The 25,347-nt window shown below is 57.5% G+C and carries 23 protein-coding genes; 12 read left to right on the forward strand and 11 right to left on the reverse strand.

Annotated elements, in window-relative coordinates; translation table 11 throughout:
• Window positions 1–246 precede the first annotated feature (246 nt).
• Genes coaD through LEP6406_RS0219495 form a run of 5 tightly spaced genes read left to right on the forward strand, consistent with a single transcriptional unit; the run spans window position 247 to window position 3,141 of the window.
• Window positions 247–726, forward strand: a complete 480-nt coding sequence (coaD, locus tag LEP6406_RS0219475; protein WP_027269275.1) for a pantetheine-phosphate adenylyltransferase — start codon at window positions 247–249, stop codon at window positions 724–726.
• Entirely contained in the window at window positions 708–1,520 is an 813-nt protein-coding gene (locus tag LEP6406_RS28885) for a hypothetical protein (RefSeq protein ID WP_008312458.1), read from the forward strand. The genes coaD and LEP6406_RS28885 overlap by 19 nt, the downstream gene beginning before the upstream one ends.
• 12 nt (window positions 1,521–1,532) lie before the next feature.
• A complete protein-coding gene (ruvA, locus tag LEP6406_RS0219485) occupies window positions 1,533–2,159 on the forward strand; it encodes a Holliday junction branch migration protein RuvA (protein ID WP_008312460.1) in 627 nt (208 codons plus the stop codon).
• Between the two features lie 3 nt (window positions 2,160–2,162).
• Window positions 2,163–2,408 (forward strand): hypothetical protein, encoded by a 246-nt coding sequence (locus LEP6406_RS0219490; RefSeq protein ID WP_027269276.1) that lies wholly within the window; start codon window positions 2,163–2,165, stop codon window positions 2,406–2,408.
• A gap of 25 nt (window positions 2,409–2,433) precedes the next feature.
• Window positions 2,434–3,141 carry a hypothetical protein gene (locus tag LEP6406_RS0219495; RefSeq protein WP_008312461.1) on the forward strand — a complete coding sequence of 236 codons (708 nt, stop codon included), beginning with the start codon at window positions 2,434–2,436 and terminating at the stop codon, window positions 3,139–3,141.
• A gap of 193 nt (window positions 3,142–3,334) precedes the next feature.
• Here LEP6406_RS0219495 and LEP6406_RS0219500 read toward each other — a convergent pair whose 3' ends face one another.
• Window positions 3,335–4,651 carry a DEAD/DEAH box helicase gene (locus tag LEP6406_RS0219500; protein WP_008312463.1) on the reverse strand — a complete coding sequence of 439 codons (1,317 nt, stop codon included), beginning with the start codon at window positions 4,649–4,651 and terminating at the stop codon, window positions 3,335–3,337.
• Window positions 4,652–5,070: 419 nt separating this feature from the next.
• On the opposite strand from LEP6406_RS0219500, the gene LEP6406_RS0219505 reads away from it, so the two are divergent.
• The gene (locus LEP6406_RS0219505) at window positions 5,071–6,432 is read left to right on the forward strand and encodes an FAD-binding oxidoreductase (protein WP_008312466.1); all 1,362 of its coding nucleotides are present in this window, start codon (window positions 5,071–5,073) and stop codon (window positions 6,430–6,432) included.
• Between the two features lie 287 nt (window positions 6,433–6,719).
• On the opposite strand, the gene LEP6406_RS28890 is transcribed toward LEP6406_RS0219505, so the two are convergent.
• The 3 genes from LEP6406_RS28890 to LEP6406_RS0219520 all read right to left on the reverse strand — a co-directional run bounded on the left by LEP6406_RS28890 (window position 6,720) and on the right by LEP6406_RS0219520 (window position 10,581).
• Window positions 6,720–8,144: a peptidoglycan-binding protein gene (locus LEP6406_RS28890; RefSeq protein WP_008312468.1), complete on the reverse strand. Its 1,425-nt coding sequence runs from the start codon at window positions 8,142–8,144 to the stop codon at window positions 6,720–6,722.
• 167 nt (window positions 8,145–8,311) lie between these two features.
• Window positions 8,312–9,499 (reverse strand): MFS transporter, encoded by a 1,188-nt coding sequence (locus LEP6406_RS0219515; RefSeq protein WP_008312470.1) that lies wholly within the window; start codon window positions 9,497–9,499, stop codon window positions 8,312–8,314.
• Window positions 9,500–9,696: 197 nt separating this feature from the next.
• On the reverse strand, window positions 9,697–10,581 hold the full coding sequence (locus tag LEP6406_RS0219520; protein WP_008312471.1) for a hypothetical protein: 885 nt from the start codon (window positions 10,579–10,581) through the stop codon (window positions 9,697–9,699).
• 304 nt (window positions 10,582–10,885) lie between these two features.
• On the opposite strand from LEP6406_RS0219520, the gene LEP6406_RS28895 reads away from it, so the two are divergent.
• A complete protein-coding gene (locus LEP6406_RS28895; RefSeq protein ID WP_263971197.1) occupies window positions 10,886–11,773 on the forward strand; it encodes an HAD family hydrolase in 888 nt (295 codons plus the stop codon).
• A 213-nt stretch (window positions 11,774–11,986) separates the two neighbouring features.
• Here the strand turns inward: LEP6406_RS28895 and LEP6406_RS0219535 are convergent, their stop codons facing one another.
• Entirely contained in the window at window positions 11,987–12,622 is a 636-nt protein-coding gene (locus LEP6406_RS0219535; RefSeq protein ID WP_008312476.1) for a DUF1626 domain-containing protein, read from the reverse strand.
• A gap of 364 nt (window positions 12,623–12,986) precedes the next feature.
• Between LEP6406_RS0219535 and LEP6406_RS30530 the strand changes: the two genes are divergently transcribed.
• The 4 genes from LEP6406_RS30530 to LEP6406_RS0219560 all read left to right on the forward strand — a co-directional run bounded on the left by LEP6406_RS30530 (window position 12,987) and on the right by LEP6406_RS0219560 (window position 19,215).
• Window positions 12,987–15,092 (forward strand): cistern family PEP-CTERM protein, encoded by a 2,106-nt coding sequence (locus LEP6406_RS30530; protein WP_008312477.1) that lies wholly within the window; start codon window positions 12,987–12,989, stop codon window positions 15,090–15,092.
• A gap of 81 nt (window positions 15,093–15,173) precedes the next feature.
• Window positions 15,174–16,310 (forward strand): glutamate 5-kinase, encoded by a 1,137-nt coding sequence (proB, locus tag LEP6406_RS0219550; protein ID WP_008312478.1) that lies wholly within the window; start codon window positions 15,174–15,176, stop codon window positions 16,308–16,310.
• 57 nt (window positions 16,311–16,367) lie between these two features.
• Window positions 16,368–17,369 carry a UDP-glucose 4-epimerase GalE gene (gene galE, locus LEP6406_RS0219555; RefSeq protein ID WP_027269278.1) on the forward strand — a complete coding sequence of 334 codons (1,002 nt, stop codon included), beginning with the start codon at window positions 16,368–16,370 and terminating at the stop codon, window positions 17,367–17,369.
• A gap of 274 nt (window positions 17,370–17,643) precedes the next feature.
• Window positions 17,644–19,215, forward strand: a complete 1,572-nt coding sequence (locus LEP6406_RS0219560) for an AMP-binding protein (protein ID WP_162160903.1) — start codon at window positions 17,644–17,646, stop codon at window positions 19,213–19,215.
• Here the strand turns inward: LEP6406_RS0219560 and LEP6406_RS0219565 are convergent.
• From LEP6406_RS0219565 to LEP6406_RS28920, 4 genes are read right to left on the reverse strand one after another with little or no spacing between them, the layout of a single operon-like run.
• Window positions 19,212–19,616, reverse strand: a complete 405-nt coding sequence (locus tag LEP6406_RS0219565) for an acyl-CoA thioesterase (protein WP_008318428.1) — start codon at window positions 19,614–19,616, stop codon at window positions 19,212–19,214. The two genes, LEP6406_RS0219560 and LEP6406_RS0219565, sit on opposite strands and share 4 nt — an antisense overlap.
• 8 nt (window positions 19,617–19,624) lie before the next feature.
• Window positions 19,625–20,827, reverse strand: coding sequence for a M23 family metallopeptidase (locus LEP6406_RS34910; RefSeq protein ID WP_304607858.1), 1,203 nt, complete (start codon window positions 20,825–20,827; stop codon window positions 19,625–19,627).
• A gap of 57 nt (window positions 20,828–20,884) precedes the next feature.
• Complete coding sequence (locus LEP6406_RS28915) at window positions 20,885–21,697, reverse strand: biotin--[acetyl-CoA-carboxylase] ligase (protein ID WP_008318423.1); 813 nt, start codon at window positions 21,695–21,697, stop codon at window positions 20,885–20,887.
• A gap of 57 nt (window positions 21,698–21,754) precedes the next feature.
• Complete coding sequence (locus LEP6406_RS28920) at window positions 21,755–22,261, reverse strand: hypothetical protein (protein WP_263971198.1); 507 nt, start codon at window positions 22,259–22,261, stop codon at window positions 21,755–21,757.
• Between the two features lie 463 nt (window positions 22,262–22,724).
• On the opposite strand from LEP6406_RS28920, the gene pgeF reads away from it, so the two are divergent.
• On the forward strand, window positions 22,725–23,540 hold the full coding sequence (gene pgeF, locus LEP6406_RS0219585) for a peptidoglycan editing factor PgeF (protein ID WP_008318418.1): 816 nt from the start codon (window positions 22,725–22,727) through the stop codon (window positions 23,538–23,540).
• Window positions 23,541–23,574: 34 nt separating this feature from the next.
• On the opposite strand, the gene LEP6406_RS0219590 is transcribed toward pgeF, so the two are convergent.
• Both LEP6406_RS0219590 and LEP6406_RS0219595 read right to left on the reverse strand, forming a co-directional pair.
• Window positions 23,575–24,843, reverse strand: a complete 1,269-nt coding sequence (locus LEP6406_RS0219590) for an ImmA/IrrE family metallo-endopeptidase (RefSeq protein WP_008318416.1) — start codon at window positions 24,841–24,843, stop codon at window positions 23,575–23,577.
• Between the two features lie 49 nt (window positions 24,844–24,892).
• Window positions 24,893–25,339 (reverse strand): hypothetical protein, encoded by a 447-nt coding sequence (locus tag LEP6406_RS0219595; protein WP_008318414.1) that lies wholly within the window; start codon window positions 25,337–25,339, stop codon window positions 24,893–24,895.
• Window positions 25,340–25,347 lie beyond the last annotated feature (8 nt).

A 25,347-nucleotide genomic window follows, 5' to 3' on the forward strand; every position in this document is an offset into this window, starting at 1 on the left:
GGTCGTATAGCCCTTCGGGCATGGCTAACGCTAGGGCGGAGCCTGCCCAGAGGGCATAGGATGGTTGCCTTGTTGCCGGGTGACCCGGTGTTGGCGAAGCCTGCCCGAAGGGCTTAGGGGTAGGGGCGCGGTTTCCGCGCCCAATGCAGAGTGTCGCGGTAGGGGCGCGGTTTCCGCGCCCAATGAATGTTAGGTGAGATTCTGGGGCTCCGGTATAATCGCTGCATTCTTTCCAGTCCACCCCCTGTGATTGCGATTTACCCTGGCAGCTTCGATCCCATTACCTGTGGACACTTGGATATTATTCAGCGGGCCAGTCGGCTGTTTGACACCATCATCGTCGTGGTGTCCCTCAACCCCAACAAGCAGCCCCTCTTCAATGCTGAGAAACGGATGGCCCAAATTCGGGAATCGGTGCAGGATCTGCCTAATGTAGAAGTAGATTGTTTTAACGGCCTGACGGTAACCTATGCCAGAATGCGTAAGGCTAAGGTACTGCTGCGGGGCCTGCGGGTGCTATCGGATTTTGAAAAAGAACTCCAGATGGCCCACACTAATAAGACCCTCGCTGAGGACTTGGAAACCGTATTTCTAGCCACCTCCACGGAGTATGGCTTTTTAAGCAGTAGCCTTGTGAAGGAAATTGCCCAGTTTGAGGGCGCGGTGGATCACTTGGTTCCCCCCCATGTTGCGCGGGATATTTACCAATGCTACGTCCAGACTTAACCCCCCCTGACGCCCCTGAATCTTCTCGGGAGAGCAGTGCTAATTGGCAGCCACCGACGGATGAGGCGGTGCGGCGACTTGATATTCAGCAGTCTCTAAACGTGCTGGAAGAGTTGATCCTAGGTAGCCCCCGAGTTCCTTTCTCTCGCCGGACCCTGGTAGATGAGGATCAATTGCTGGAGCAGCTCGATCGCATTCGCCTGAATCTGCCCAGCGTCTTTCAAGAGGCGGTACAGATCGTGCAGCAGCGCCACACGATTCTCAGCGAGGCCGATCTCTATGCCCGAGAGTTGCGGGCAGCAGCGGACCAGCAAGCGGCCCAGCGACTGGATGATCTAGGCATCATTCGCCAAGCTGAGGCTGAAGCTCAACTCCTGCGGCAACAGGCTCAACAGGATTGCGACGCGGCGCGATCGCAGGTTATGGCAGAAATTGAACAATGGCAAGAGGCTGCCCGTCAAAACTGGGAACAGATGCGGCAGCAGGCAGAAGCCAACTGCGCCACCCTTCAGGAGGAGGCGGATATCTACGCAGCTCAGGTTTTGCATAACATCGAGCACCAGTTAACCGACATGCTGCGGGTGGTCCACAACGGACGACAGGCACTTCAGACGGAGTCACCTGGGGATAAGCAGACTTCAGGGACTCCCCCAAAGGGGCTGCAAAACGGCCCTGCCACTAGTGGCCAGAATGGGAAAGATACTCCCCGCCGCCGCGAGGAAGGGAGCAAGGTGTTGCCTCAAGCTCGCCCGCGTCCCCGACCTGAATCCCGCCCCCGTCGCATCACTGGATAGGGCTCCCCTTCTATGCTGAGCTATCTCAAGGGCACCCTGGCGGATATCCAAAAACCGGGGGGCAATCGGGTCTGGGTCACTCTAGAGGTGAATCAGATGGGTTATGACCTCCAGGTTACGCCTCGGGTCTTGGCGACATTGCCCCCGCTGGGGGAGTCGCTGCAACTGTTCTGTCATCTTCAGGTCAAGGATGACCAGCCCGTTCTGTTTGGCTTTAGCAGTCGCCCTGAGCGCGACCTGTTTCGCCAGTTGGTCACCGTCAGCGGCATTGGTCCCCAGGTGGCCATGGCGCTCCTGGATACCCTCGGGCTCCAGGATTTGGTGCAGGCGGTGGTGGCAGCGAATATTCGGCTCCTCTCCCGCACGCCGGGGGTGGGCAGCAAGACGGCGGAGCGTCTGGTGCTGGAACTCAAGGGTAAGCTGGCGGAGTGGCGGCAGCAGTCGGGCCTGACGACGGCTCCCATGGGTGGTCCCATCGCGGCGGTGCAGGAGGAGGTGGAAATGACTCTCTTGGCTCTGGGCTATACCAGTAACGAAATTATGACGGCCCTAGAGGCGGTAGGGCGCAATAGCGCGATCGCAAAAACGGGCGATACGGAAGCCTGGATTCGAGATGCGATCGCATGGCTAAGTCAGTAGACTGTGACGGATCACCCAAAGCTGGATCTGGGGTGGGATGGGGCGGGAGTGGGTGGGATGAGCTGGGATGCCCTGGGGCTGGGGGTTTGGGGCGGCGGCTCGGGGTGGATTGCGGTGGGGGGACTGATCGGGCAAAACTGGATCTTGCCGATCAGCTTTGAAAAGTTGTGGGGCCGGGGGCGGGGTGCTCTCGACCTTTGTTGTGGGGTGGGAATCGTGGGGGATTGCGGGGACTTTGGGGCAGTTTAGGGGAAGCTGCTTTGGAGGGGCTTTGATGTCTAAGAACCGATGGATGATCGCGGCTATTGTGGCTGCTGGGGTTGTGTTTTGGGGCGGGGTATTTGGCTGGAGATATATAGAAGAGCGCCAGGACGCGCATCAGGCGGAGGTGAAGCGCCAAGAAGAGATTGCGGCGGCGTGGGATGATGCGCTGGAGCTGGGAATGGAGGCGGCTGTGGCGGCTCAGTCTGCTACCACCGAGCGCCAGTGGGTGATGGTGAGTGACAAGTGGCTGGCGGCGATCGCGACGCTGGAGCTGGTCGCGGCGGATGACCCAAACTACCCGGCAGCACAGGCGAAGATTGCTGAGTATGAGGCGAATCAGGCGGCGGCGATCGCGCGACTGGAGGCGCGGCAGGCTGAGATGGCGGAGCGGGATGCGGCGGTGGCGGGCAATGCCTCCAGTGACGTTGAGGCCTCCGTAGCCGCGATAGACGCCTACCTGGCAGCCCAGGATCCCAACAAGGAGCTATTTCTGGGGGCAGATACTTTGCCCGATAGCGACTACGAGCTAGGGATAGTGGTTGGCCCTGCATGGGCGTTGCTAGAGGACAGCAACAAAGAATTTTTCATCGGGGAGTTTGGCCGGATTTGGCAGGAACAGCGCAGCCCCGGAGATCCTGGCAAGGCCATTCTTTGGGTGATTCAAGGCGAGGACATTGTTGGTATCTATGACAGTCGAGGGGTGACACTGCGCGACTAACCTTGCAATGCGGGGGTAGGACGTGAAAAGGCCGGGGGCTGTGGGCTCCCGGCCTTTTTTGTTGGGGGATTTTGGGGGTTAGTTGGCGGGGGGGGTGAGGGCGAGTTTCTGGATGATCTCGGAGATAGACACAAAACAACTGAGCGCCAGACCTGGCGCTCAGTTGTAATCTCATTTCAATCCCCAGACTTTCCTAGCTAGACTTGCGCTGGGAATAGCTGCTACTGGGGGCAGCCCGCCGGGATCTCGTCCCCGTAGGAGCCGCAGGACCGCGATCGCCGATGGCCCGTCGCCGAGAAGGCGGTGCACTGCTGGAAGCCGTGCGGCGCTGGGGAGGCTGACGCCGACCGACCTTCACCTCGTGGGGCAGCGGCCCTGCGGGCTCATAACCGGGGATCACATCCTTAGGCAGATCCTGCTTTAGCAACCGCTCAATGCTGCGGAGCAGGGGATATTCCTCAGAAGACACCAGGGACACCGCCTGTCCCGTATTCCCCGCCCGTCCGGTGCGACCAATGCGGTGAACATAGTCCTCAGAGACATTGGGGAGTTCAAAGTTGACCACATGGGGCAGATGGTCAATGTCCAGACCCCGAGCGGCAATATCCGTAGCTACCAGCACACGCACCGCCCCTTTTTTGAAATCCTGGAGGGCGCGGGTCCGGGCTCCCTGGCTCTTGTTGCCGTGGATGGCGGCGGTCTTGAGGCCGTCCCGTTCTAGCTGTTCCGCCAGACGGTTGGCCCCATGCTTGGTGCGGGTAAACACCAGCACCTGCTGCCAGTTGTGCTGGCCAATCATGTAGGACAGGAGTTCCCGCTTGCGTTGGCGATCCACAGGATGCACCACCTGGCTGATTTTATCGGCGGTGCTGTTGCGGGCGGCAACCTCCACCAACACGGGGTCGCGAAGAATATCGTCCGCTAGTTTCTTGATCTCATTAGAGAAAGTCGCGGAGAACATCAGGGTTTGGCGCTCTGCCGGTAGCTCATTCAGCAAACGTCGAATGTCGTGGATAAAGCCCATATCCAACATGCGATCGGCTTCGTCCAAGACCAACACTTCTACTTGGCTCAGATCCACGGTGCGTTGACCCACGTGGTCCAACAGTCGCCCTGGGGTAGCTACGAGGACATCCACGCCGCGCTGAAGTTTATGGATTTGGGGCTGAATTTTGACCCCGCCAAAGACCACCGCTGTACGCAGCGGCACGTACTTGCCATAGGTGGCGATGCTTTCAGCAACTTGGGCTGCAAGTTCACGGGTGGGGGTCAGCACGAGGGCACGGGGGGGACGGCGTCCCTGCCCCCGGCCAGCACTGGCCAGTTTGTGCAAAATGGGTAGGGTAAAGCCTGCGGTTTTACCAGTCCCAGTTTGGGCACTGGCCATTAAATCCTTTCCTTCTAGTACCAAGGGAATGGCCTTGGCTTGAATTGGGGTAGGGGTGCTGTACCCTTGATCTTCAACAGCACGAAGAATACCGGCAGCAAGGCCGAGAGTTTCAAAAGACATTGAGTTGATGTTGCTCCTACTGTGCTCCTAACCCCAATCCAATGGCTGGGCCCAGTCTAAGAGCAAAAAGTTATTGTGTTCAGAAGGGTGGCCGAGTGGCGTTATCCCGTCAGCGTCACCCACAGACCGGAATGCAGTGACCACTTTATATCCTATCAAAGTTTGTTGCAAAGTGTTGCAACTTTAGCTTTTACTTCAATTTGAAAATCTCTCTGAAAAGTTCTCTGGGATACCCGATGCCATCGGCAGCGAGGGCTACAATCCTGTGTCTCTCTCCCCTAGGATGGGAATCATTCCTGCCCTCAGCAATGCCTGCTTAAAGCTGAACTGCCCGTCATGTTGAATCTGTTGTGCTGAAACCGTTGTGTTGAAGGTCAGCAGTTCTGTTCATTTGTCCTCACCCCACCTATTTCCCCACCATGCCTGCCTCTGCTACCGCGATTAACTGGGATGCTTTTATCGCTGACCTGGGAGAGATGGAGGTCATCCGCGATCGCACCCAGCTTGAGAAGCTTTCCAAGGACTACTACTACTTCAGTCCCATTTTGCAGCCCCAACTGGTGGACAAGGTGGCGGATCTGGTGGTGCGGCCCCGATCAGAAGCGGCGGTCCTCCGGGTGGCCCGTATTTGTGCGGCGGCGAAGGTACCCCTCACAGTGCGGGGGGCAGGCACGGGCAACTATGGTCAGTGCATTCCCCTGGCGGGGGGGGTGATCCTTGACCTCAGCGGCATGAACGAAGTGAAGTGGGTAAAGCCGGGAATCGCCTGTGTGGAGCCGGGAGTCAAGCTGGCGGCCATCGACAAGGTGACTCGACCCCAGGGCTGGGAAATTCGTATGTACCCCTCCACCTACCGCACCGCCACCATCGGCGGCTTCATTGGCGGTGGTAGCGGCGGCATTGGCTCCATTACCTATGGGCAATTGCGCGATCGCGGCAACCTGAACGCGGTACGGGTAGTCACCCTAGAGGACGAGCCCCGTGTGATTGAACTGCGAGGAGACGCGGTGCAACAGGTCAACCACGCCTACGGCACCAACGGCATCATCACCGAACTGGAAATTCCCCTCGGCCCCGCCTATCCCTGGACCGAAGTCATCGTCACCTTTGGGGACTTCATGACAGCGGCCCGCTTTGGCCAAGCCCTCGGGGATGCCGATGGCCTGATCAAAAAGCTGATCAGTATCCATGCATGGCCCATCCCCAGCTACTTTGCCGCCCTGAAGCCCTACCTGCCAGAGGGGCAGGCCGCTGCCTTGGTCATGGTGGCGGAACCCTCCATGGAGTCCTTTGCCGAACTGGTGGCGGACTGGGGCGGCACCATCACCTATCGCAAGGAAGCTCAGGATGCCAACAAGGGCGTGGCCCTAGCGGAATTTACTTGGAACCACACCACCCTCCACGCCCGCAGCGTAGACACCCGCTTCACCTATCTGCAAACCCTCTTTCCCTACGATCCCGACTTAAAGCTAGTGCAGCACATGGTTGAGCACTTCGGCGACGAGGTGCTGATGCACTTGGAATACCTGCGGATGAATAGCACCGTTGTCCCCGCCGCGTTGCAACTGGTGCGCTACACCACCCCAGAACGACTCCAGGAAATCATCCGCTATCACGAAGCCCAAGGAGCCTTCATTGCCAACCCCCACACCTACATCCTGGAGGACGGAGGCCGCAAGACCATTGACACCGCCCAGGTCAATTTCAAGGCCCAGGTAGACCCCCACGGGTTGCTCAATCCCGGCAAGATGCGGGGCTGGCTAGAGCGTAGGGCATCGTGATTTGGGGTCGGACTAGGCTAATGCTTCGGGATTCATAATTAATGACCACACAATGACCACACAAATCTATGTCCTGGGTAGGGGCGTTAGCGTAGCCATGCCGAAGGCTTTAAGGCTTTTCGCCCTTTGCAGCATTGTGCGATCGTTCCCTTGAAGCCGTAGGACGACGATCCTTCGGTGAAAAGCTTTTCGCCCTTTGCAGCATTGTGCGCAATTAGCCGGACATCATATCAATCCTGGAGGTGCCAAATTCGCAAGCAAGCGCGATGGCCCCTTGGGGTTGGCCCTTAACCATCGCGGTAGGGAGTAGAGGGATCGGGAGAGAGGGTATCGCGCGGGGTGCTGCTGGGTAAGCTGGGGGAATCGGTGCCTACCGTCTTGAGGCGCATTCGATTGAACTGCTCCATGGCCCAGGCAGCGGTTTGGCGCACATCGGCATCTTCATCACTAGCCGCTTGACCCAGGAGATGGCTCACTTGCCCCATCAGATCATAGACACGGGTGAGATCGCGGATGGCATTTTTGCGAACCTCTGGATTTTCGTCCTGGAGGGAGATAGCTAGAGCACGGTTCAGGGGTTTGAGGGTGCGGCTGCTAATTTCTCCCAGGGCTGCCAAGATCAAACTGCGCTCCTTAGAGTCAGCATCCATCATGACATTCACCAAGGGCTGCACCGCCAAGGAGTTGCCCCGTTGCCCTAGTTCCCAAATAGCCTTGCGGCGGGTGGTGGGGTCTGGATTGCTCAGATCCTGAATCAGCTCATCAACAATATTAATCCGGCTCATGCGGGGGGTGGGTTCCGCGGCCAAGGGTGCGACCATAGGCGATATGGCGGCAGTTGGAGGACCGCCATTTTGGGGCGCAGTTGTTGACGTAGCTGCTTGGGGAGGGCTAGAGCGATACTCAAAAGGCATCGGTCCAGGGAATGCCTCCCCCGGTAATGCTTCATCGTTTGGCGTTTGTGTCTCTAGGTTCGTCGATTCGCTGCGACGGGACAGTAGTAATAGCATCCCACCGCCAATGGTACCTAACAGAGCCACCCCTAATCCCAGCAGGGCGAGGGTAATAGGCAACCGTGGGGAAGTAGTCTCGCTGGGAGCGTCTTCTGGGGTTGCCTCCGCCCCCGCTTCAGGGACTTCCGTCTCAGGGGCTGCCCCCTCTGTAGTCACCGAGGGGGTGAGGTCACTGTCGGGCGGTCCATCGACCCCGGCTTCCGGAAAGAGTGTGGTGGCTGCGGGGGGGGCTTCCGGGGGTTCGGCAGGTTCGGTCGGGGCAGAGGGGGCGGCACTGGGAGTTGTCAAGGATGGCGGAGGGGACCCATCCAAGCGAGATTGGGTCAGGGGGTCGAGAATGCCTGTTCGGGCCAAGCCCATGCTCTGCTGAAAGTCCGAAATGGCCGCGCGGGTTTCGTCCCCATAGAGACCATCCACCGGGCCTGTGTAATGGCCCAGTTCCGTCAGTCGCTGTTGAACCGCTGAGATCGCGGGGGAAGGGGTTGCCACCGGAGCGGTTTCCCCTGTGTCAGCGGGGAGTTGGGCTAGGGGAGCCGCACGATAGTCTATAGGTGACCTTTCAGGACTAGGGTCGAGGCCCAACCCTTGGGGGGTATCGGGCCGGGGTTCTGCGGGCAGACTGCCCTGGGCCAGAGTCTCTGGGGCCACGGTCAGGGTAGCCCCAGAAATCAGTGCTATCAACATCACATGATGAAACATGCCCAATTCTCGTTCTGGTCGACGGCCTATGATGACCTAAATCTACTTAAATGCATTTCCCAACACTGCCGGAATTTTGGGAAATTGGGGAATGGCCCCTGATTTGGAGACTTGACGCACACTTTGCCCCACTGTAGCCCAACCCTTCGGTGTTTACGGACAAAAGTTTAGGGCCATCTGCCCGAAGAGATGGGACGGTGAGCTGAGATCACGTTCAACAGTAGAATTCCCCCCGCCAACAGCACCACCGTAACGCTACACCAACCGAAGGTAGTGGCCATTCCTACCACCTCGGTAACGGGCTGACTCAGGATCGGGGACATAAACTGTCCCAGAAATAGGCAGGTCGTTAACGCCCCCACCGCCCGTCCGCGAACTCGTACTGGAGCCACCGCGTTGATCCAAACATTCAAATTTGGAATGTTCAGTCCCAGGGATATCCCTGCCACTAGCAGTCCCGCCAGCACCACCCCGTAGCTCGTGGCTAGGGCAATGATGCCGTAGCCTACCCCCATCATCAGAAAACCCAGGGCGCTAATCGCCCCAAAGGAGAGGCGTTCTTTGAGAGCGCGATAGCCCATGGAGACAATGGCGCTGACGAGATTAGGGGCGGCAATGGCGATACCCGTAGCCCCGCTGCTACCCTGTCCTGCTGCTAACTGATCCAGGTAAAACGGAAGCTGTACAGGGATGAGATAGAAGGTCGCCATGGACCAAAACACCAGGCCGTAGATGCCGACTAAAGCCCAGAGGGGGACGGGATCAGCGGGCAGAAGATCCGCTTCCAGGATGGCCCCCGCCCCCTTACGAGGGGCTTCATCCAGACAAAATAGGGCCATGGCCGCCACCCCAAAAGCGGCTAAATAGATCAAGAAGGGTAGCCGCCAACCACTGTCCGCTATGGCTCCACTGACGACGAGAAAGACCACCCCACCAAAGCTCATAAAGGCGGCTTGAATTCCCATCACCCGGTTGCGCTCGGAGCCTTGGTAGTAATCGGCAATGAGGGCGGTGGAGGCGGTCATGACGCCCCCTACCGCTAGCCCCAGCAGTGCCCGCCCCAGCAACAGGCCAGTAATGGAACTCAGATAAAGGCCCGAGGTACCGCCAATGCCGTAGATCAGGGCACTGACCACCAATAGCGGTTTGCGTCCCATCCGATCCGCGATCGCACCCGCAAAGGGAGCCGCGATCGCGGTGAACAGTCCCGGCAGCGTCAGCATCAGCTTGACCCAAAACACCGACCGGGGCTCCGCCGCAAAGAAACTCTGGATCTGGGGCAGGGCCGGAGACAAAGCCGCCCCCGCCATCACCGTCATACTGCTCGCCAGCAGTAGCGTTAATAGTTTGAACATATAGCGGTATTCATCTCAATCCAGTACGCCCAGGGTAGAGGCGCACGGCTGTTCGCCCTAAGGGATGTACGCAATCCAACTGTATGTCGCTATGGATAGGGCAGGGGAAGATTCGAAGCCTCAGGAACTATCTGTAGCCTCCGGTTGGATCTCAGAAATATTGAATCGCAGAAATCCAGTGCCGTCGCATAGAACTCTCAGGCCGCAGGAGCCAACCAGAGGGCCAAATTCTGGAAATAGGCGTAAACCCCCACCAGTCCCGTGGGATCGGCCTTGACCCCATTCCCCGGCGGCTCATCCACAAAGCTGGGGCAGCCCCGACTAACCTCCAGGTTGTAATCCACAAAGTGATGGAATGTCGACTGGGCCACCACGCGCCCCAGGAATTCCGCCTCGGTGGCAGGACCATAATCGCAGGCCACCACCAGAGTAAAGCTCCGTCCGGTGACCTTACTGGTTCCCAGGGCCACCACCCGCGCCCCCGGCAAATCCTCCGGCACCCCCACACTCCCCTCGTGGGGATGGGCCGGGAAGCGATCGATCACGCCATCTGCCCTTTTCAGTAGGGGATAGAGGGGATCCACCGGGGTAATGGTCTGGTAGTCACCATTAGCGCCGGAATGGTAGTTAGGCCAGTCAATAGTCAGCGTGTAGGGGTCATCCCGACAGCAGCGATCGGGGTCCGGATCCGGCTGCTGGCTATGGAAAAAGTGAAACTTGCCCAAGGTGGGCAGCGCCGCCATAGATAGCCCCATATCCTGGTGGTCACGGGTGGTCAAAATCCCACCCCCCTGCCGATGAAAGCGAGTAATCCCAGCGCTATCAGCCTCACTCAGGCCATCCCCCACATCTAGGGCAAACAGCCACAACTCGTCAAACTCCCCTCGATTCAGACGACTCAGTACCGGGTCATTGCCCTGGGCATCCGGTTCGCGATCGCGGGCCATCACCTCACACAGGGGGGATCCATCCGCTCCCACCAACCCCGTCAGATAGTCTCGCAGGAGGGAAAAGTGACGAATCGTCCAGTCGTCGGTTTCCGTCGCCAACAGGGTGGTCTGGAGCAAGATGCGAATAGCCATGGCTGATCTTCCAAAACGATAGCTTTGGCCAATTTGCTGCAAACACGGGGAACCGCTCTGATGCTGAGTGTCAAAGCAAACTGGCTTGCAGTCTTGTCCTAACCGGACTGGCGACTGCTATCGCGCTAACCTAATCATTCTCGCCCTTCGGGAATTGCATCCTAGCCCACCCCATCCAGTACCCACCCATTTCCCGATAGGATCAGCAGGATCAGACCAAGCAAGGGGGCAGGATGGATCCGGGAGGCAGTTGGCAAGACTGGATCACCGTGGGGGGCTATCTAGCCTTTACCCTGGTCATTCTGTGGCAGGTCGTTTTGCGGAGCAGAGGGTAGGGGTGGAAAATTCTGGGATGCTCAAGGCGCTAATTTTCGATGTGGATGGCACCCTAGCGGAGACAGAACGGGACGGCCATCGCGTCGCCTTTAACGACACCTTTCGCGCTGCCGGATTGGACTGGCACTGGTCCGTAGAGACCTACGGCTCACTCATCAATGTGGCTGGAGGCAAGGAACGCATTCGCCACTACATCAACACCGTTCAGCCCCCGATTCCCCCCGACACCGATCTGGATATCCTGATTGCAGAGCTGCACCAGGCCAAAACCCACCGCTACCGTACCCTACTCCAAACCAACGGGATTGCCCTGCGTCCCGGTGTGCGGCGGTTGATTACCGCTGCCCGATCAGCAGGCGTGTCCCTCGCCATCGCCACCACTAGCCACCTCGATAATGCGATCGCACTTCTAGAGGCCACCCTCGGCCCCGACACCCTCACCTGGTTTGAGGTCATCGCCGCCGGAGACATCGTCCCCCACAAAAAACCCGCCCCCGACATCTACTACTACGTCCTGGAAAAACTAGCCCTCCCCCCACAGCATTGCCTCGTGATTGAAGACAGTCACCAAGGACTCACCGCCGCCACCACCGCCGGACTCTGCACCGTCATCACCGTCAACGCCTACACCCGCCACCACGATTTTGGACCCGCATCCCTGGTGCTGAGTCATCTCGGGGAACCGGATCAGCCCTGGGAGATTTTGCAGGGTCCGGGAATAGGCCATGGCCCCTCTGAGCCAGTCTTTGACCCTCCCATCTTCACCCTTGCCACCGCCAACACCCTACTGGACTCTGGTTACTCAGGGTATCAACTCAAAGCGGGACAAATCTCTTGGGGAGGAGTTAGGAGTTAGGAGCCAGAATCTAGGAGAGTACTGGATTCTGACTCCTGAATTCTTCGGAACCAATATTATCTCGGCTTACGTTGATACCCGTTACTCAAAATCATGACGATTTTGAGTGGGTCTATTTTTGGAGGCAGAGCATCCCCAGACAGAGCATCCCCAGGGAGCGCATCCCCAGGCAGAGCCTGGAGACCAGACCATCAAATCCGCTCCGCCCATGGGCTACCACTTTCTAGGCTGGAAGTGCTCATCGTTCAAAACCATCACCGTTTCCCCCGACTGGGCCAGCACAAAGAGTCCTCGACGATAGGCATAGCGGGCCACTTCCGTGGGCACCACCATCCCCGCCACAGCTCCCATGGCCTCCACATCGCTATAGCGGGGCATCAAGCGCTTAAACTTAGCCAATCGCTCCAGATGCTCATCCACATCCCCCTGGGAGAGCTTGCTCTTCACCTCCACCAAGATGGCCTCGGTGGTGTTGACCACCAACAGGTCTACTTCAAAAGCTTCCCCGCCCCGCTGAATAGACACCTCCGGCATCATCTCGTGGACTTCAATACCCCGCTCTTGAAACAGCTTCACCACCGCCGGTCGCACTTGCCACTCAACAAACTCCCCCAGGCGGTTTCCCAGCTTGCCCAACTCTTGTTGCAATTGCTTCATGCGACGATCCCCCTCCCGAATTTGCACTTCCAATTGGCGGGCAGACTCCTTCAGTTGGAGATCGGTTTCCTGCTGGGCAGCCCAGAGTGCCTCCTGAGCAACCCTGAGTTCCTGCTGAGAGGTACTAAGTTCCTTTTGGGAAGCAGCAATTTCGCCTAATATTCGCCAAACATCATCTGCGGTGGTGGCCATGGGACTTCTGCACACGATTGCCTAGCTCCATTTTAAGCACTGTTCTCAGAAGCCCAGGCTGCGATACCAAAGGGAAAAAACTGGGGAGCAGCGCGATGGTCAGAGACCGGCCCCAAAAGGCCATCCCAGTGGAGTCGAGGCAAGAGATCTGTGAAGTTGCGAATGGGTAAAGAGGACGACGACAGCGGAGGATCATCATAAAGGAAGGTTAAGGTTTCCGAAAAAGCCTGGAACCGAATTGTATTAAGCCAGTCCTTTTCTGCTAGTGTGCTCAGATTTTGGCGATTTTCGCCCGTTTTGGTGCCTACCCGTTTCGGTGCCTACCTCAGGAGCTCACACAGTCAACAGATAGGGATCAAGAAGAATGCAAACATTTACTCATAGCGCACCCACACCTAGGGCGCGGCAGATTGCCGTTGCCATGACCCTCAAGGGCCGATTTTTAACCCTCGCGGGGATTGCAGCCCTAGCCCTAATGCCCGTTCCCGCCCTAGCCTTTAATATCAACACCCAAACGGGAGAAACCGCTGGTAATCCCGCTGGTCAAGCCCTGGAAGAAGTTGAGATTACCGCCAACGATATCGGCCAAAGCTTTGTGGTCAACTGGGCTTTACCCGGTAGCGGCAGCCGCGCCGATCTCACCGCCAGCGCCGAGTTCACCATCGTCGAATTGACCAGCAATAGCCTGGTCCTCGATGTGACCCTAACCAACCAAACCAGCAGCAGTTTCCAGGCCGCCATTATGAGCCTGGGCTTAGCGGTCAACACCACCTTGTCCAATGTCACCTTGGCTAGCGCAGGCGGCACCTTTAGCAGCATTACCCCCAACCCCACCCAAAACTTTCCCGGCGGTTTCAAGAACATCAATGCCTGTATCTTTGCCGCCAACACCTGTAGCGGGGGCGCGATCTTCAACGGGCTTCAGTCCGGGGGGAATGGCGATAGCTTCCGAGTCACCCTGTCCGGCAGCTTTGCCAGCAGCGTCACCCTGGCCTCCTTCCCCATCAAGTTCCAGACCGAAGCCGGGAGCTACGAGCTAGCGGGTAGCTTTGGTGCCGCCTCCAGTACAACGCTGATTACCGAATCCTCCAGCAGTGAGGAGAGCGTCGAAACCACGAGTGTCAGCCAGACCCAGACCACTGAGACTGTCACTAGCGAAACCGTGGTCAGTCAAACTACGACCACGACGACCACGGAATTTAGCGAGACGGTCGCCCAGACGATCTTGCAGCAGGTTTCCCAACAGTCCAACATTTCCATCTCGGAGCTACGCATTCTAGAGGTCAGCCGCCAAACTTGGTCCGATGGCTGTCTCGGGCTGGGGCAACCCGGCACTGCCTGCACCCAGGCGCTGGTAGAGGGCTATTGGGTCACCGTCGCCAGCCGTCAGGATGTCTTTGTCTACCGCACTAATAGTGTGGGCTCCTTGGTGGTGATTGACCAAGTCCGCACCCAGGAGTACCGCAGTAAGCGTCCCCGCCGCCGCAAGGTGAAGCTCTCTCGGCGCGTTCATCAATCGGTCCTGCAAAAAATCGCCGAAACCTATCAAGTGGATGTCTCTAGCTTGCGAGTAAGCAAGGTCAAGCGAAAGCACTGGCGCAATGACTGTCTTGGGCTGCCCGCTGGTCCCGGTCGGGGCAGAGCCTGCGGACGTGGCAAGGTCAAGGGTTACATGATTGTAGTCACCAGCGGCCAGGATTCCTGGGTCTGCCGTAGCGATCGCAGGGGCACCTACGTGGTCGTGGACGAACAGGCGACCCAACTGCGGCGTCGGCAAAAGCAAAACCGTAGCAGTCGCCAAGTGGTGCGCTACACCGATGTTTCCCGTAGTCACTGGGCTTGGGAATATATTCAGGAGTTATCTAGCCTAAATATTCTGGCGGGCTATCCCGATGGCGACTATCGCCCCGACCAACAGGTCAACCGGGGTGAGCTGGCGGCGATTGTCAGTCGCGCCTTTGAATATTCCCAGATTCGGGAGTCGGTGTCCTTCACCGACATCTCCACCAACTACTGGGGCTACAATGCCGCCCAGGCAGCCTACCAACTGGGTTTCCTGGAAACCCTGACGGGCAATGCCTTCCAGCCCCAGGCTAGCCTCACCCGCGCCGCCGCTCTCTTGGCGATTGCCAACGGCTTGGAGATTCCCAACATGACTGGCGGTGCAGCCCAGTCCCTGCTGTCTAACTACAGTGGTCTTGCTACCTCTGGCGAAGTGCAGCAATTGCTGGCATCCCTGATTCAGGAGGGTATCTTTGTCAGCTACCCCAACGGCAACCAACTCAATCTGGATCAGCCAATTACTCGGGCTGAGGTGGCGGTTCTGATCTATCAGGCTCTGGCCAGCTTGGGGAGCGTGGAGAGCATCCCCTCTGACTTCACCGGGGGCACGGTGGCGGAGGATGAGGTGGAGATTGTCGATGATGATCTCCTGGACGACTTCGACGATCTCGAAGACATTGAGGGTTAATAATCTCTCACGGCTCTCTATTGTCAAAGCATTGCGGCCTGAGTTTATGATCGGCTGGATGCGTTGATGTCGTGAGAATTGGTGAACGCCGTAGCCGATCCCTTAACCCTGGTAATCAAAATTGGTACCTCTAGCCTGACCCAGGGAGCCACCGGGCAGTTGGCCCTCTCCACCATTGCCAGTTTGGTGGAAACCCTTAGCGCCCTGCGCCACCAAGGGCATCAGGTAATCCTGGTGTCCTCGGGGGCGGTGGGGGTGGGCTGCGCCCGGTTGGGGTTGGCGGAGCGGCCCCGCACCATTGCCATGAAACAGGCGGTGGCGGCGGTGGGGCAGGGTCGGCTGATGCGGATCTATGACGATCTGTTTACCACCCTGGGCCAACCCATCGCCCAAGTCTTGCTGACCCGAACTGATCTGGTGCAGCGATCGCGCTATGTGAATAGCTACCGAACCTTTCGCCAACTGCTTCAGCTTGGCGTCATTCCCGTGGTGAATGAAAATGACACCGTCGCCGTGGAGGAGCTGAAGTTTGGTGACAACGACACCCTCTCGGCCCAGGTCGCCAGCCTTGTCGGGGCAGACTGGTTGTTTCTGCTTACGGACGTGGACCAGCTTTACTCCGCCGATCCTCGGTCAAACCCCGATGCCCAACCCATTTACGTGGTGGAAAGGGTAGAGCAATTGGCGGACCTTCAGGTGCAGGTGGGGGATCGCGGTAGTCAGTGGGGTACCGGGGGCATGATGACCAAGATTGAAGCTGCCCGCATCGCCACTACCGCTGGAGTCCGCACCGTCATCACCGAAGGTCGCCATCCCGAGAATTTGCTCAAGATCCTTTCCGGTGAGGCTCTGGGCACTCAATTTACCCCCCAAGCCCGCCCCGCCAGTGCCCGCAAGCGCTGGATCGCCCATAGTCTGATGGCGGCGGGCAAGTTGTATGTGGATGAGGGGGCGGTACAGGCGATTTGTCAGGCTGGTAAATCTTTGCTGGCGGCGGGTATTACTGAAGTGGAAGGGGAGTTTGAACGGCAGGACGCGGTGCAATTGTGCGATCGCACTGGGCGAGAGGTCGCCCGAGGCATCGTCAACTACGGCCACAGTGACCTAGAGAAAATTCGCGGTCACCACTCCGACGAGATCCCTGACCTGCTGGGCTATCGCGGCGCAGACACCGTCATCCACCGCGACAACCTGGTTATCAGCACCAACAGCGAATAGCATCGCCCCCCACTCCCCCACTCCCCCACTCCCCATCACTCCCCCCCTCCCCCTGACATGTCCTCCCCCCAACCCACCATCCTCGTTACTGGCGGCGCAGGCTACATCGGCTCCCATGGGGTCTTGGCCCTAGAGGCAGCGGGGTATCCCGTTGTTATCCTTGATACCCTGGAGTACGGCCATCGGGAACTGGTGGAACAGCACCTCCAGGCCCAACTGATTGTGGGGAGCACCACCGATCGCGCCCTACTGGATGAGATTTTCCAGGCCCACAACATTGGGGCAGTGATGCACTTCGCCGCCTACATCGCCGTAGGGGAATCGGTACAGAAACCCGCCGAGTACTACCACAACAATGTGGTGGGCACCTTGACCCTGCTGGAGGCTATGCTGGCCGCCGATGTGAAGCGACTCGTGTTTTCCTCTACCTGCGCCATCTACGGTCCACCCAAAACCGTCCCCATTCCCGAAGACCATCCCCAAAACCCCATCAGCCCCTACGCCACCAGCAAACTGATGGTGGAGCACATGCTCCGGGACTTTGACGCCGCCTATGGGCTGAAGGCGGTGGCCTTTCGCTACTTCAATGCCGCCGGGGCCGATCCCCAGGGCCGCCTCGGGGAAGATCACCATCCGGAAACCCATCTGATTCCCCTGGTGCTGCTCACGGCCCTGGGTAAACGGCAGTCTATTGCCATCTTTGGCACCGACTACGACACCCCCGACGGGACCTGTATCCGTGACTATGTTCATGTCTCTGACCTAGCCTCAGCCCACGTCAAGGGGGTGGATTATTTGTTGGCCGGCGGTGACAGTACCTTTATTAATCTGGGCAACGGCAATGGCTTCTCGGTGCGGGAGGTGATTGACACGGCCCGCCGCATGACGGGGCGAGAGATTCCCGCTGTCGAGTGCGATCGCCGTCCCGGTGATCCCCCTAGTCTGGTGGGCAGCAGCGATCGCGCCCGTGATCTCCTGGGCTGGGAGCCTGCCTATCCCGATTTGGACTCCATCATTGCCCATGCTTGGCGGTGGCATCGGGAGCGGCATGGGGGGTGATGGGGTGATGGGGTGATGGGGTGATGGGGTGTTGGCGAAGCCTGCCCGAAGGGCTTAGGGGTGTGGAGGTGACAGGTGAGAGAGAGTTTTGAATTTTGAATTTCTTGTAGGGGCGCGGTTTCCGCGCCCAATGCAGGATGTCGCCGTAGGGGTATGGTTTCTGTGTCCAATGGAGGATGCCCCAATGGTGGGGACGCGGTTTCTGTGTCCAATGGAGGACGCTGACAATGGTAGGGGCGCGGTTTCCGCGCCCAATGTAGGGTGGGGTGGATGGGTGAAGGGGGGGTTGGGTTTGGCGGCGCGGGATATTCTTGGGGCTCAATGCGATCGCAATTGGCTGGTGGGGTTGGACAGCGCTCAATTCTGGCGGCGGTGGCGGCGGCGATGTCGGAATTTAGAGACTCTGCTGACCAGTGAGGGGGAAGTCTCTATCCTGCTGGTGACTGCTGATCCGCTGGAAGCTTTGGCGGGCTTTTTTGCGGCATGTTGCTATCCGGTCCATCTCTGGTTGGGTAATCCCACTTGGGGGCAGCGGGAATGGCGGCAGGTGCTCGGGCAAATTGGTCCGGCTGAGTTTTGGGGTACGGTGCCAGCGGGGATCCGGTTGCCGTCGCTATCGTCCGGGACCAATGCCCTGGGGTCGGGAGATGCCCTGTTACCGTCGCCAGCCACCACCCAAATCTGGATTCCCACTGGGGGGTCTTCGGGGGATCTGCGTTTTGCCTGCCATGACTGGACAACTTTGACCGCTTCGGTGGCGGGATTTTGCCAGCATTTCCAAGCTATTTGTCCTAGGACGGCGGTGACGGCCTACTGTGTGCTGCCGCTGTACCATGTCAGCGGGCTGATGCAGGCGCTGCGCTGTTTGGTGACGGGGGGACAATTGTGGGTGCAGTCCTTTAAGGAACTCCAGCAGGGGGAGCCTTTGCCGGGGCGGGCGGATTTCCTCTCTCTGGTGCCCACGCAATTGCAGCGGCTCCTTACTCCAGGGTCGGAGCGAGTGGTTCCCCAATCCAGGTCAATGGGGACAGGCGGAACGGCGGCAGGGCGCGCCGTTCTGTCTTCTGATCAGGGTTCTGGGATGGAGCCAATGGGGATCGACCCAGAACGGCTGGCTTGGCTGCGGGGATTCACCGCTATCCTGCTGGGGGGTGGCCCTCCGTGGCCGGAATTGCTGGCGCGATCGCGGGTTGCCCGTCTACCCTTGGCCCCCACCTACGGCATGACGGAAACCGCTTCCCAAGTGGCAACCCTATTGCCCTCGGCATTTTTGGCGGGCAACAGTAGTAGTGGACAAGCTCTCCCCCACAGTCACATCACTATCCAGAGTCCGGAGGGGGAACCCCTGCCACCCAATACCTCGGGGCTGATCACGATCTCGGCGGAGTCTCTCGCTGGTCGCTATCGGCACAGCGCGATGGCCCCTTTGGGCCGGTCCCTGACCATCGCGGTGCCCTTTCAACCCGGCGATCGGGGGTATTTGGATGCCGCAGGCTATCTATATGTTTTGGGGCGTCAGGGTAATCTGATCATTTCCGGTGGGGAAAAGGTCCAACCTGAGGAGGTGGAGGCGGCGTTGCTGGCGACGGGGCAGGTGGTGGATGTGGGGGTGGTGGGGGTGCCGGATGGCGATTGGGGATCTGCGATCGCGGTCCTCTGGGTTCCCCGCAATGCTGCTGCTGCTGCCGATCCCACCCTCTTGAAAGCTGCTCTCAAGGGCCAACTCAGCCCCTACAAAATCCCCAAGCACTGGCTGACCTGCCCCGAACTACCCCGCAATGCCCAGGGCAAACTCAACCGTAGGGTTTTACAACAGCAGGCTATGGAGATCCTATCGACCCCTTAACCCATGGCTTGCAACCACTGGTCCAGAATTTCCGGTAGGGGGTGGCGGCGGCGAGTGGCGGTGTCAATACAGAGATGACGGGTGGTGACGGTAGCTGCGGTCTTAGCTTCTGGCCCTTGCACGTCGTAATGAATTTCAAACCCATGATCCCCTTGGCGCTGGGGATGGCCGTGAATAATGAGGGCATCACCGCACCGCAGCGGTCGGCGAAAGTCCACTGAACTGTGGACGATGGGTATCGCCAGTGGACCCGGTCCAAAAAAGGTGACGAGAACGATGCCCGCGTCCCCTAAGGCGGCCTCATAGGCATCATGGCAAATCGCCAAGACATTCGCGAAGTACATCACCCCAGCAGCATCAGTGTCCCGAAACCGCACGACGTAGGGATAGATAAAGGCCATGGTGGCCGTTAGCTGGCATTGGGCTGGGCTGGACGGTAGGGAATTTCTACCGGCTCTAACTCGGTCGCGGCTTCCGCTTGGGCTCCCGTTAGGGCACTTAAGGCTTGTAGAGGCTGATTCAGAGTATGCATGAGATTGACCTTGGCGTAGGCCAAGAGGTCATTGGGATCCACCAACACCCAGCCTTGGGCAGTGAGTTGTCGCAGCTCAAAATGGAGGTGGGGTCCGGTGGAGTTGCCCGTGCTGCCCACCAAGCCAATGACCTCACCCTGCTCTACTGTTTCTCCAGGACGCACCATCAATTGAGACATGTGGGCGTAGCGGGTTTCCTGGTTGCCATCCTCGTGGCGCAGAATCACTGTTAATCCATAGCCACCTAAATAATCGGCGGTGATTACCGTGCCGGCCTTGGCAGCTAGGATTGGGGTTCCCGTGGGGGCACCCAAATCGGTACCAGCATGGAAGCGACTATCGCCAAAAATAGGGTGGGTGCGCCATCCAAACAGGGAAGTAATGGGAGCGGGGGTTGCCAGCGGAAAGATAAATTCCTCGACGCCGCGTCGGATCACATTCAAAGGGCGCAGGCTCGCATTCAGGGCTTCCCGACTGATGAGGGTGGTATTGCCCACGGTGACGCCATCAATGCCGACGGTGACGGGACCGACGCGGACATTGCCGGATCCTGCTTGGGTGCCACTGCCCCCAGTTGCACCGGCATCGCCATTCGCGCCATAGCCTGCGACGCCACCCACGGCTGGGGCCGCACCGCCACAACTCCGGGCGGGAGCGGTTTGTCCTTGGGCAACGGTGATGCGACAGCCTGTTGATCGTTCTGAAAAGACTACGGTGGGGCTATTGGGGGAGCGTGTCGCCCCCACCCCATACTCGGTCGGATCGATAAAGGAGCCGTTGTAGCTCTCGGGCACATTGGGTTGGGCTGGGGCTACCTGGGGTGCTGGGGCTGGGGGCGTCACTGGCTGGACAGCGGGAGCCGCAGGTTCCGGGGCTGGGGCTTGGGGCCGCAGCAGGGATTCGGCAGAGGTCTCTACAGGAGCCGCTGTGGGGGTGGATTCCTCTGCCCGTGCCGGAGTACCGATTAAAGTCCAGCCGCTGACGATGCCCACGCTGCCCGCGATCGCAAATTTTTGCCACATTGCCATGGTGGGTAAAGCCTTCAATATTGCTTTGCTGGTGACCTGCTCGGAACCCATTTTGACTACTCCGTCAAACACCATTGCCAAACCTTAGTCAAACACCATTGCCAAACCTTACGCATTGTAGCCTAGCTGAATCTCGCCCGGTTTCAGCGCTTGGATAGAGATCCCCGTGGGAGAGAAAACCTGCACTTGCAGGTGACCCGTTTCAGAGACGCCGATAATCGTTGCGGGGTGCCCTGCGACCGTGACACTTTGGCCCCTATTGACCAGATATTGATGATACTGGTCTAGCAACGTCGGGATCCCCTGCTGCTGCCAGCAATAGTAGCCCTGGAGCATCCCGCGCAGTGCGATCGCGGCTAAATCTTCCAAACTTTGCAGGGCTATCGGGGGGGAATCCGGCAGTAGTTCCACCAATCGCTGACCTGTTTCAGGGACGGGGTTAGTCCAATTCAGCCCCACCCCCACCACAGCCATGGGCATCCGCTGGTTGACCCTGCGCGTCTCCGTGAGAATTCCCCCCACCTTGCGCCCCTGGGAGATCAAGTCATTGGGCCATTTAATCTGAATCGGCAGTCCTAAACGGTTCAAGGCCGCCGTAATGCCCCAGGCAGTGGCAAGGGTGAGAAGAGCCCGATCCCCCAAGACCACTTCTAACTCCAGCACGAGGGATAGATACAGTCCCCCGACCGCAGAGGTCCACGGACGCCCCCACTGCCCCCGCCCCGCCGTTTGCTCCTGGGCGATGACCACGGTGCCACTCCCCGCCCCCGCTGCCACCAAACGCCACGCTTCGCTATTGGTAGAGGGCAGTTGTGAATACAGATGCAGGTCAAAGCGAGGGCGTAGACATCCCCAAGTCGGGTCTATCCCCAGATCTGGGGCAGGACGCTTGAGGGCAGCATCAAGACGATTGCGATCCATGGGGCGAGAACTATTCTTTTGAGTACAAGTAAGGTACAAGTCGCAAATTCTTCGGTATTACTGGACGGGTGTTGATGGCGCGATGGTCTTCGACCGGCCTATGGCCATCGCAGATCCAATTCTCTTCAGAATCTGCAAAACCGATTGCCATTCCTCCCCTAGGGTGTAGAGCGAAAATACCCGCGATAGGTCGTACTGACCTAGGGACTGAGGAGCCAATTTCACAAATAAAACATCATCGCCATTGGTCATCAGGCCAAAGGTTGGACGGTCCGCATCGGTGTTTGTCATCATATAGGCCAGGGTTTGAGGCAAGGCCGATCGTGTCGAAATCATCGTTTTTTTGGCCTCCAAGACCAACACCCAAAAACTTTGATTCAGAACCAGGGCATCAATGTGGCCTCGCAACACTTCCTCCCCGTCATCTACCGAAATCTCTACTGCCGCCTCTGCCCTGAGCTTGAAAGGGGGATCGTAAAACCCCGTCAGTTCCAACAATGGGGAAGCAACGAGCAACATCACCGATCCCTCCAGCAGTTCCCCATCGGCGCGGTGGTACAACAACCGTTGTCATATCACGGTCAAGCGGTCTTGCTCCGTGGGCGTGAGGCTGGGTTGGGGTTCCCGCCATTCTGGGAAAAAGGTAATCTTCACTGTGGCGCAACCCCAGGCGGGCTTCCAGCTCCGCCAAGGTCTTGAATGCCTCTGTCATTGCAACAACCTTAGCCATCCTGATGTCTCGGTCTCTTAGGAACCCGGATCCTGAATAATGTGCAATTCTTGTGGGTCAGGCATCTTGCCTGACTGTGGACAGCCGGGACGGCTATCCCACGTTATTTGGTCTCTACTCCTTACTAGCGGTTCTCACTTGGGTTAAGTACAGGCAAGGGGCTTAACCCCCTTGTTCGACCCCTTGTTCGCCGAAGTGTCATTAAGTTGAGGTGTCCCTTATACATTAAGGAACCGCTATGGGTCTTCCGGTTAACCGGCCTCTTGTATCATCTTTACCAAAATCCTACCGAAACCCATGAATCATGTCTGGTCTTGGTCTACTTGGGAGGGACAGCCCTACTTAACTACGGATTTACTGAGTCCCTGGCCCCATGGCTTCTTTACGGCCCAGTCATGGCCCCAAACCCCAGAAACCCTGACGCCGGGACTGGCCTCTCCTGCTATGGTCTATCGAGCCCAGCAGGTTCACGGCAATCGCATTGTGCAGCCCGAGGACTTTCCCCCTGGGGTGTCCGTCGATCCGCTTGCAGTCAACGGGATGGAAACTCTAACACCGCCCCGCCCAGAAGCGGATGGGGTCATGTCTACGGCGGCGGGTCAGGCGCTGTGGGTGTGTTCCGCCGACTGCACCCCGGCCCTAATTGCCGATGGTGAGACTGGACAGGCGGTGGCGGTCCATGCCGGGTGGCGCGGCACCGCCCAGAAAATTGTGCCCCTGGCCATTGCCCGTATGCAAGCCCAGGGAAGTGATTTGGCCGATTTGCGGGTGGCTCTGGGGCCTGCGATCGCAGGTCAGGTTTACCAAGTCAGCACCCAGGTTGCGGTGGAGGTGGGCCGATCCCTGCTGGGGGAGGATGCTGAGACTGAGGAGGCGGCGATTCTGAAACACCTGAGCCAAGGAGAAGCCCCACCGATTCTGCCCGATCCCCAGCCCGGTCGCGTGCGGCTAGATGTCCGCCGTATTTTGGCAAGGCAACTGACCCAACTGGGTTTAGAGGCAGAACAAGTTGCGATCGCGCCCCACTGTACCTATCAAGAGCCGGAGCGCTTTTTCTCCTATCGCCGCACCAAGGAAAAGAAGGTGCAGTGGTCTGGCATCGTCAGTTGTTAGCCTGCATTTTCAGGTGGCATCAATCGTGTAGAAGCTAATAGGGAAGGCAGGTCTCTAAATTGCTGGTTGACTGAGACGAGTTGATTAAGCCATTGTTTTCAAGGATTGACTCAATCGTCTGTTGGCTGACGCTGAAATATTCAGCCGCATCCTCTATGGCGGATTCCGAATAGTCATCAGCCAAGTAAGACTGCAAGCTACTGAGAGGACAAAGAAACTCCGCAGCAAAAGCACGTTGATACTTTTGTCGTGAGGTTCTAAGGTCTGTGCTGGCAAGCCATGATTTTCCATGGCTACTGTAGAACAAGTAATCACCAATAAATCTAGCCAATTCAAATCTTCTTGCAATTGGATGTCTTTTTCTAGGGTGAAACTTAAACCCGGTTTGTTTCGATGGAACTGCGATTGAAATGGCCTGCCGACTTGGAGGATTCCATGCTTCATATTCAGACTTTTGTAGACCCAGTAAGTCATACAGTTTATCGTTCACAACTGGATCATCTCCAATATCTATGGCATCGCGTAGAGAGGATGCCAACTTGTTCGCCTGCTGCCAAGGCACCTTTGGAAGTTCTTGCAGAACAGAGTTTTCAATGGAAATTTCGGGTTTTCCATACAGTCCTAATTCTTGAGTTAATTCTGCGATTGTTTCGCTAAGTGGTTGCGCCTCTGATATATATTTGCTATAGGCAGGAGCTATTTCCGAAAAAGTCTCTTTCCCAATTTTTTCGGCAAGATCTAGAGCATCTGTGACAAGGTTTTCAGAAGCCTCGTCAGGATCAAAACCCAATTCAGCTTCACAACGACGATACTGACTTGAATATGAGTCAGAAAGCTCTTCTTGAACTTCTTCCCAAAGATTAGCGAGTGGTGTTTCCGCAACGCCTGTTGCGTTAAGACGAGATAGGACAGACTCAATGAAATCTCTTGCCTTTTGCTCAAAATCAAGAAGGCTTATTGGGAATGACTGATTAAGGCTATTGATGTACCTAACTGATTGTTGATCAGCAGTGTTAGATGTTGTAGACCATATCTGCATTAATTCGGTATCTGAAGCGAGTACTACTCTGGGCCAAATGAATCCTTGATTCGCTGCCGTCAGCTCATGGGCCATCCTCCAATTGGCTGAAGGCTTAGTGCCTTTAGGAGGAAGAGGCTCGTAGAGTAACCTCCACCATGCGGAAACCATCCATGCAGCTAGAGGATAGGCAGAGACTAGAACAGTGTCACGAATTGTTTGAGACCAGGTATCTTCATTTCTAGTAAGACTGATATCTCCTACGCTTAATCCAAACATACCCATAGTCTGCTGGATCTCGGGCGAATCATTTCCGCTTGTAAGCCAGTCAAAATTAAGACTTAGCGAGTTCACTCCGAATCCTCCATTGCTTAATTACTTCTTCACAGAATGGATCCTTAGTTTGCATCGGATAGCCATGATAGGATCCCTGCTCGGCTGACTCAAGTTGTGCCTCTAGCGGAGTCCCATCATCCATAACAGACCAAACATTCTTAGGCCACTTCCCTATAAAACGCTCACTAACCAAGCCATTTCTTATCCCCTTTCTGAGTAGATTTAGCGCTTCCTTCTTGGCAAATATATTGACAGAGTCACAGAGAGACTTGCCTGCTCTAGGCCCACTAGGAGGTGTTAAGTTGAAATCTCCTGGATTTCTTTTGTGCTCGGAATTTCCACCATATTGAGCTTGCAGCGAAAGGGCCAAAAGTTCATGAAAGTCGCACTTTTCCGGCTTAAGCATTCTGCGTTTAGGATTAAACTGACCATTACGCTTTTTCATGAAATACT

It is taken from the genome of Leptolyngbya sp. PCC 6406 (assembly GCF_000332095.2).
In the GTDB taxonomy this organism is placed as follows: domain Bacteria; phylum Cyanobacteriota; class Cyanobacteriia; order Phormidesmidales; family Phormidesmidaceae; genus PCC-6406.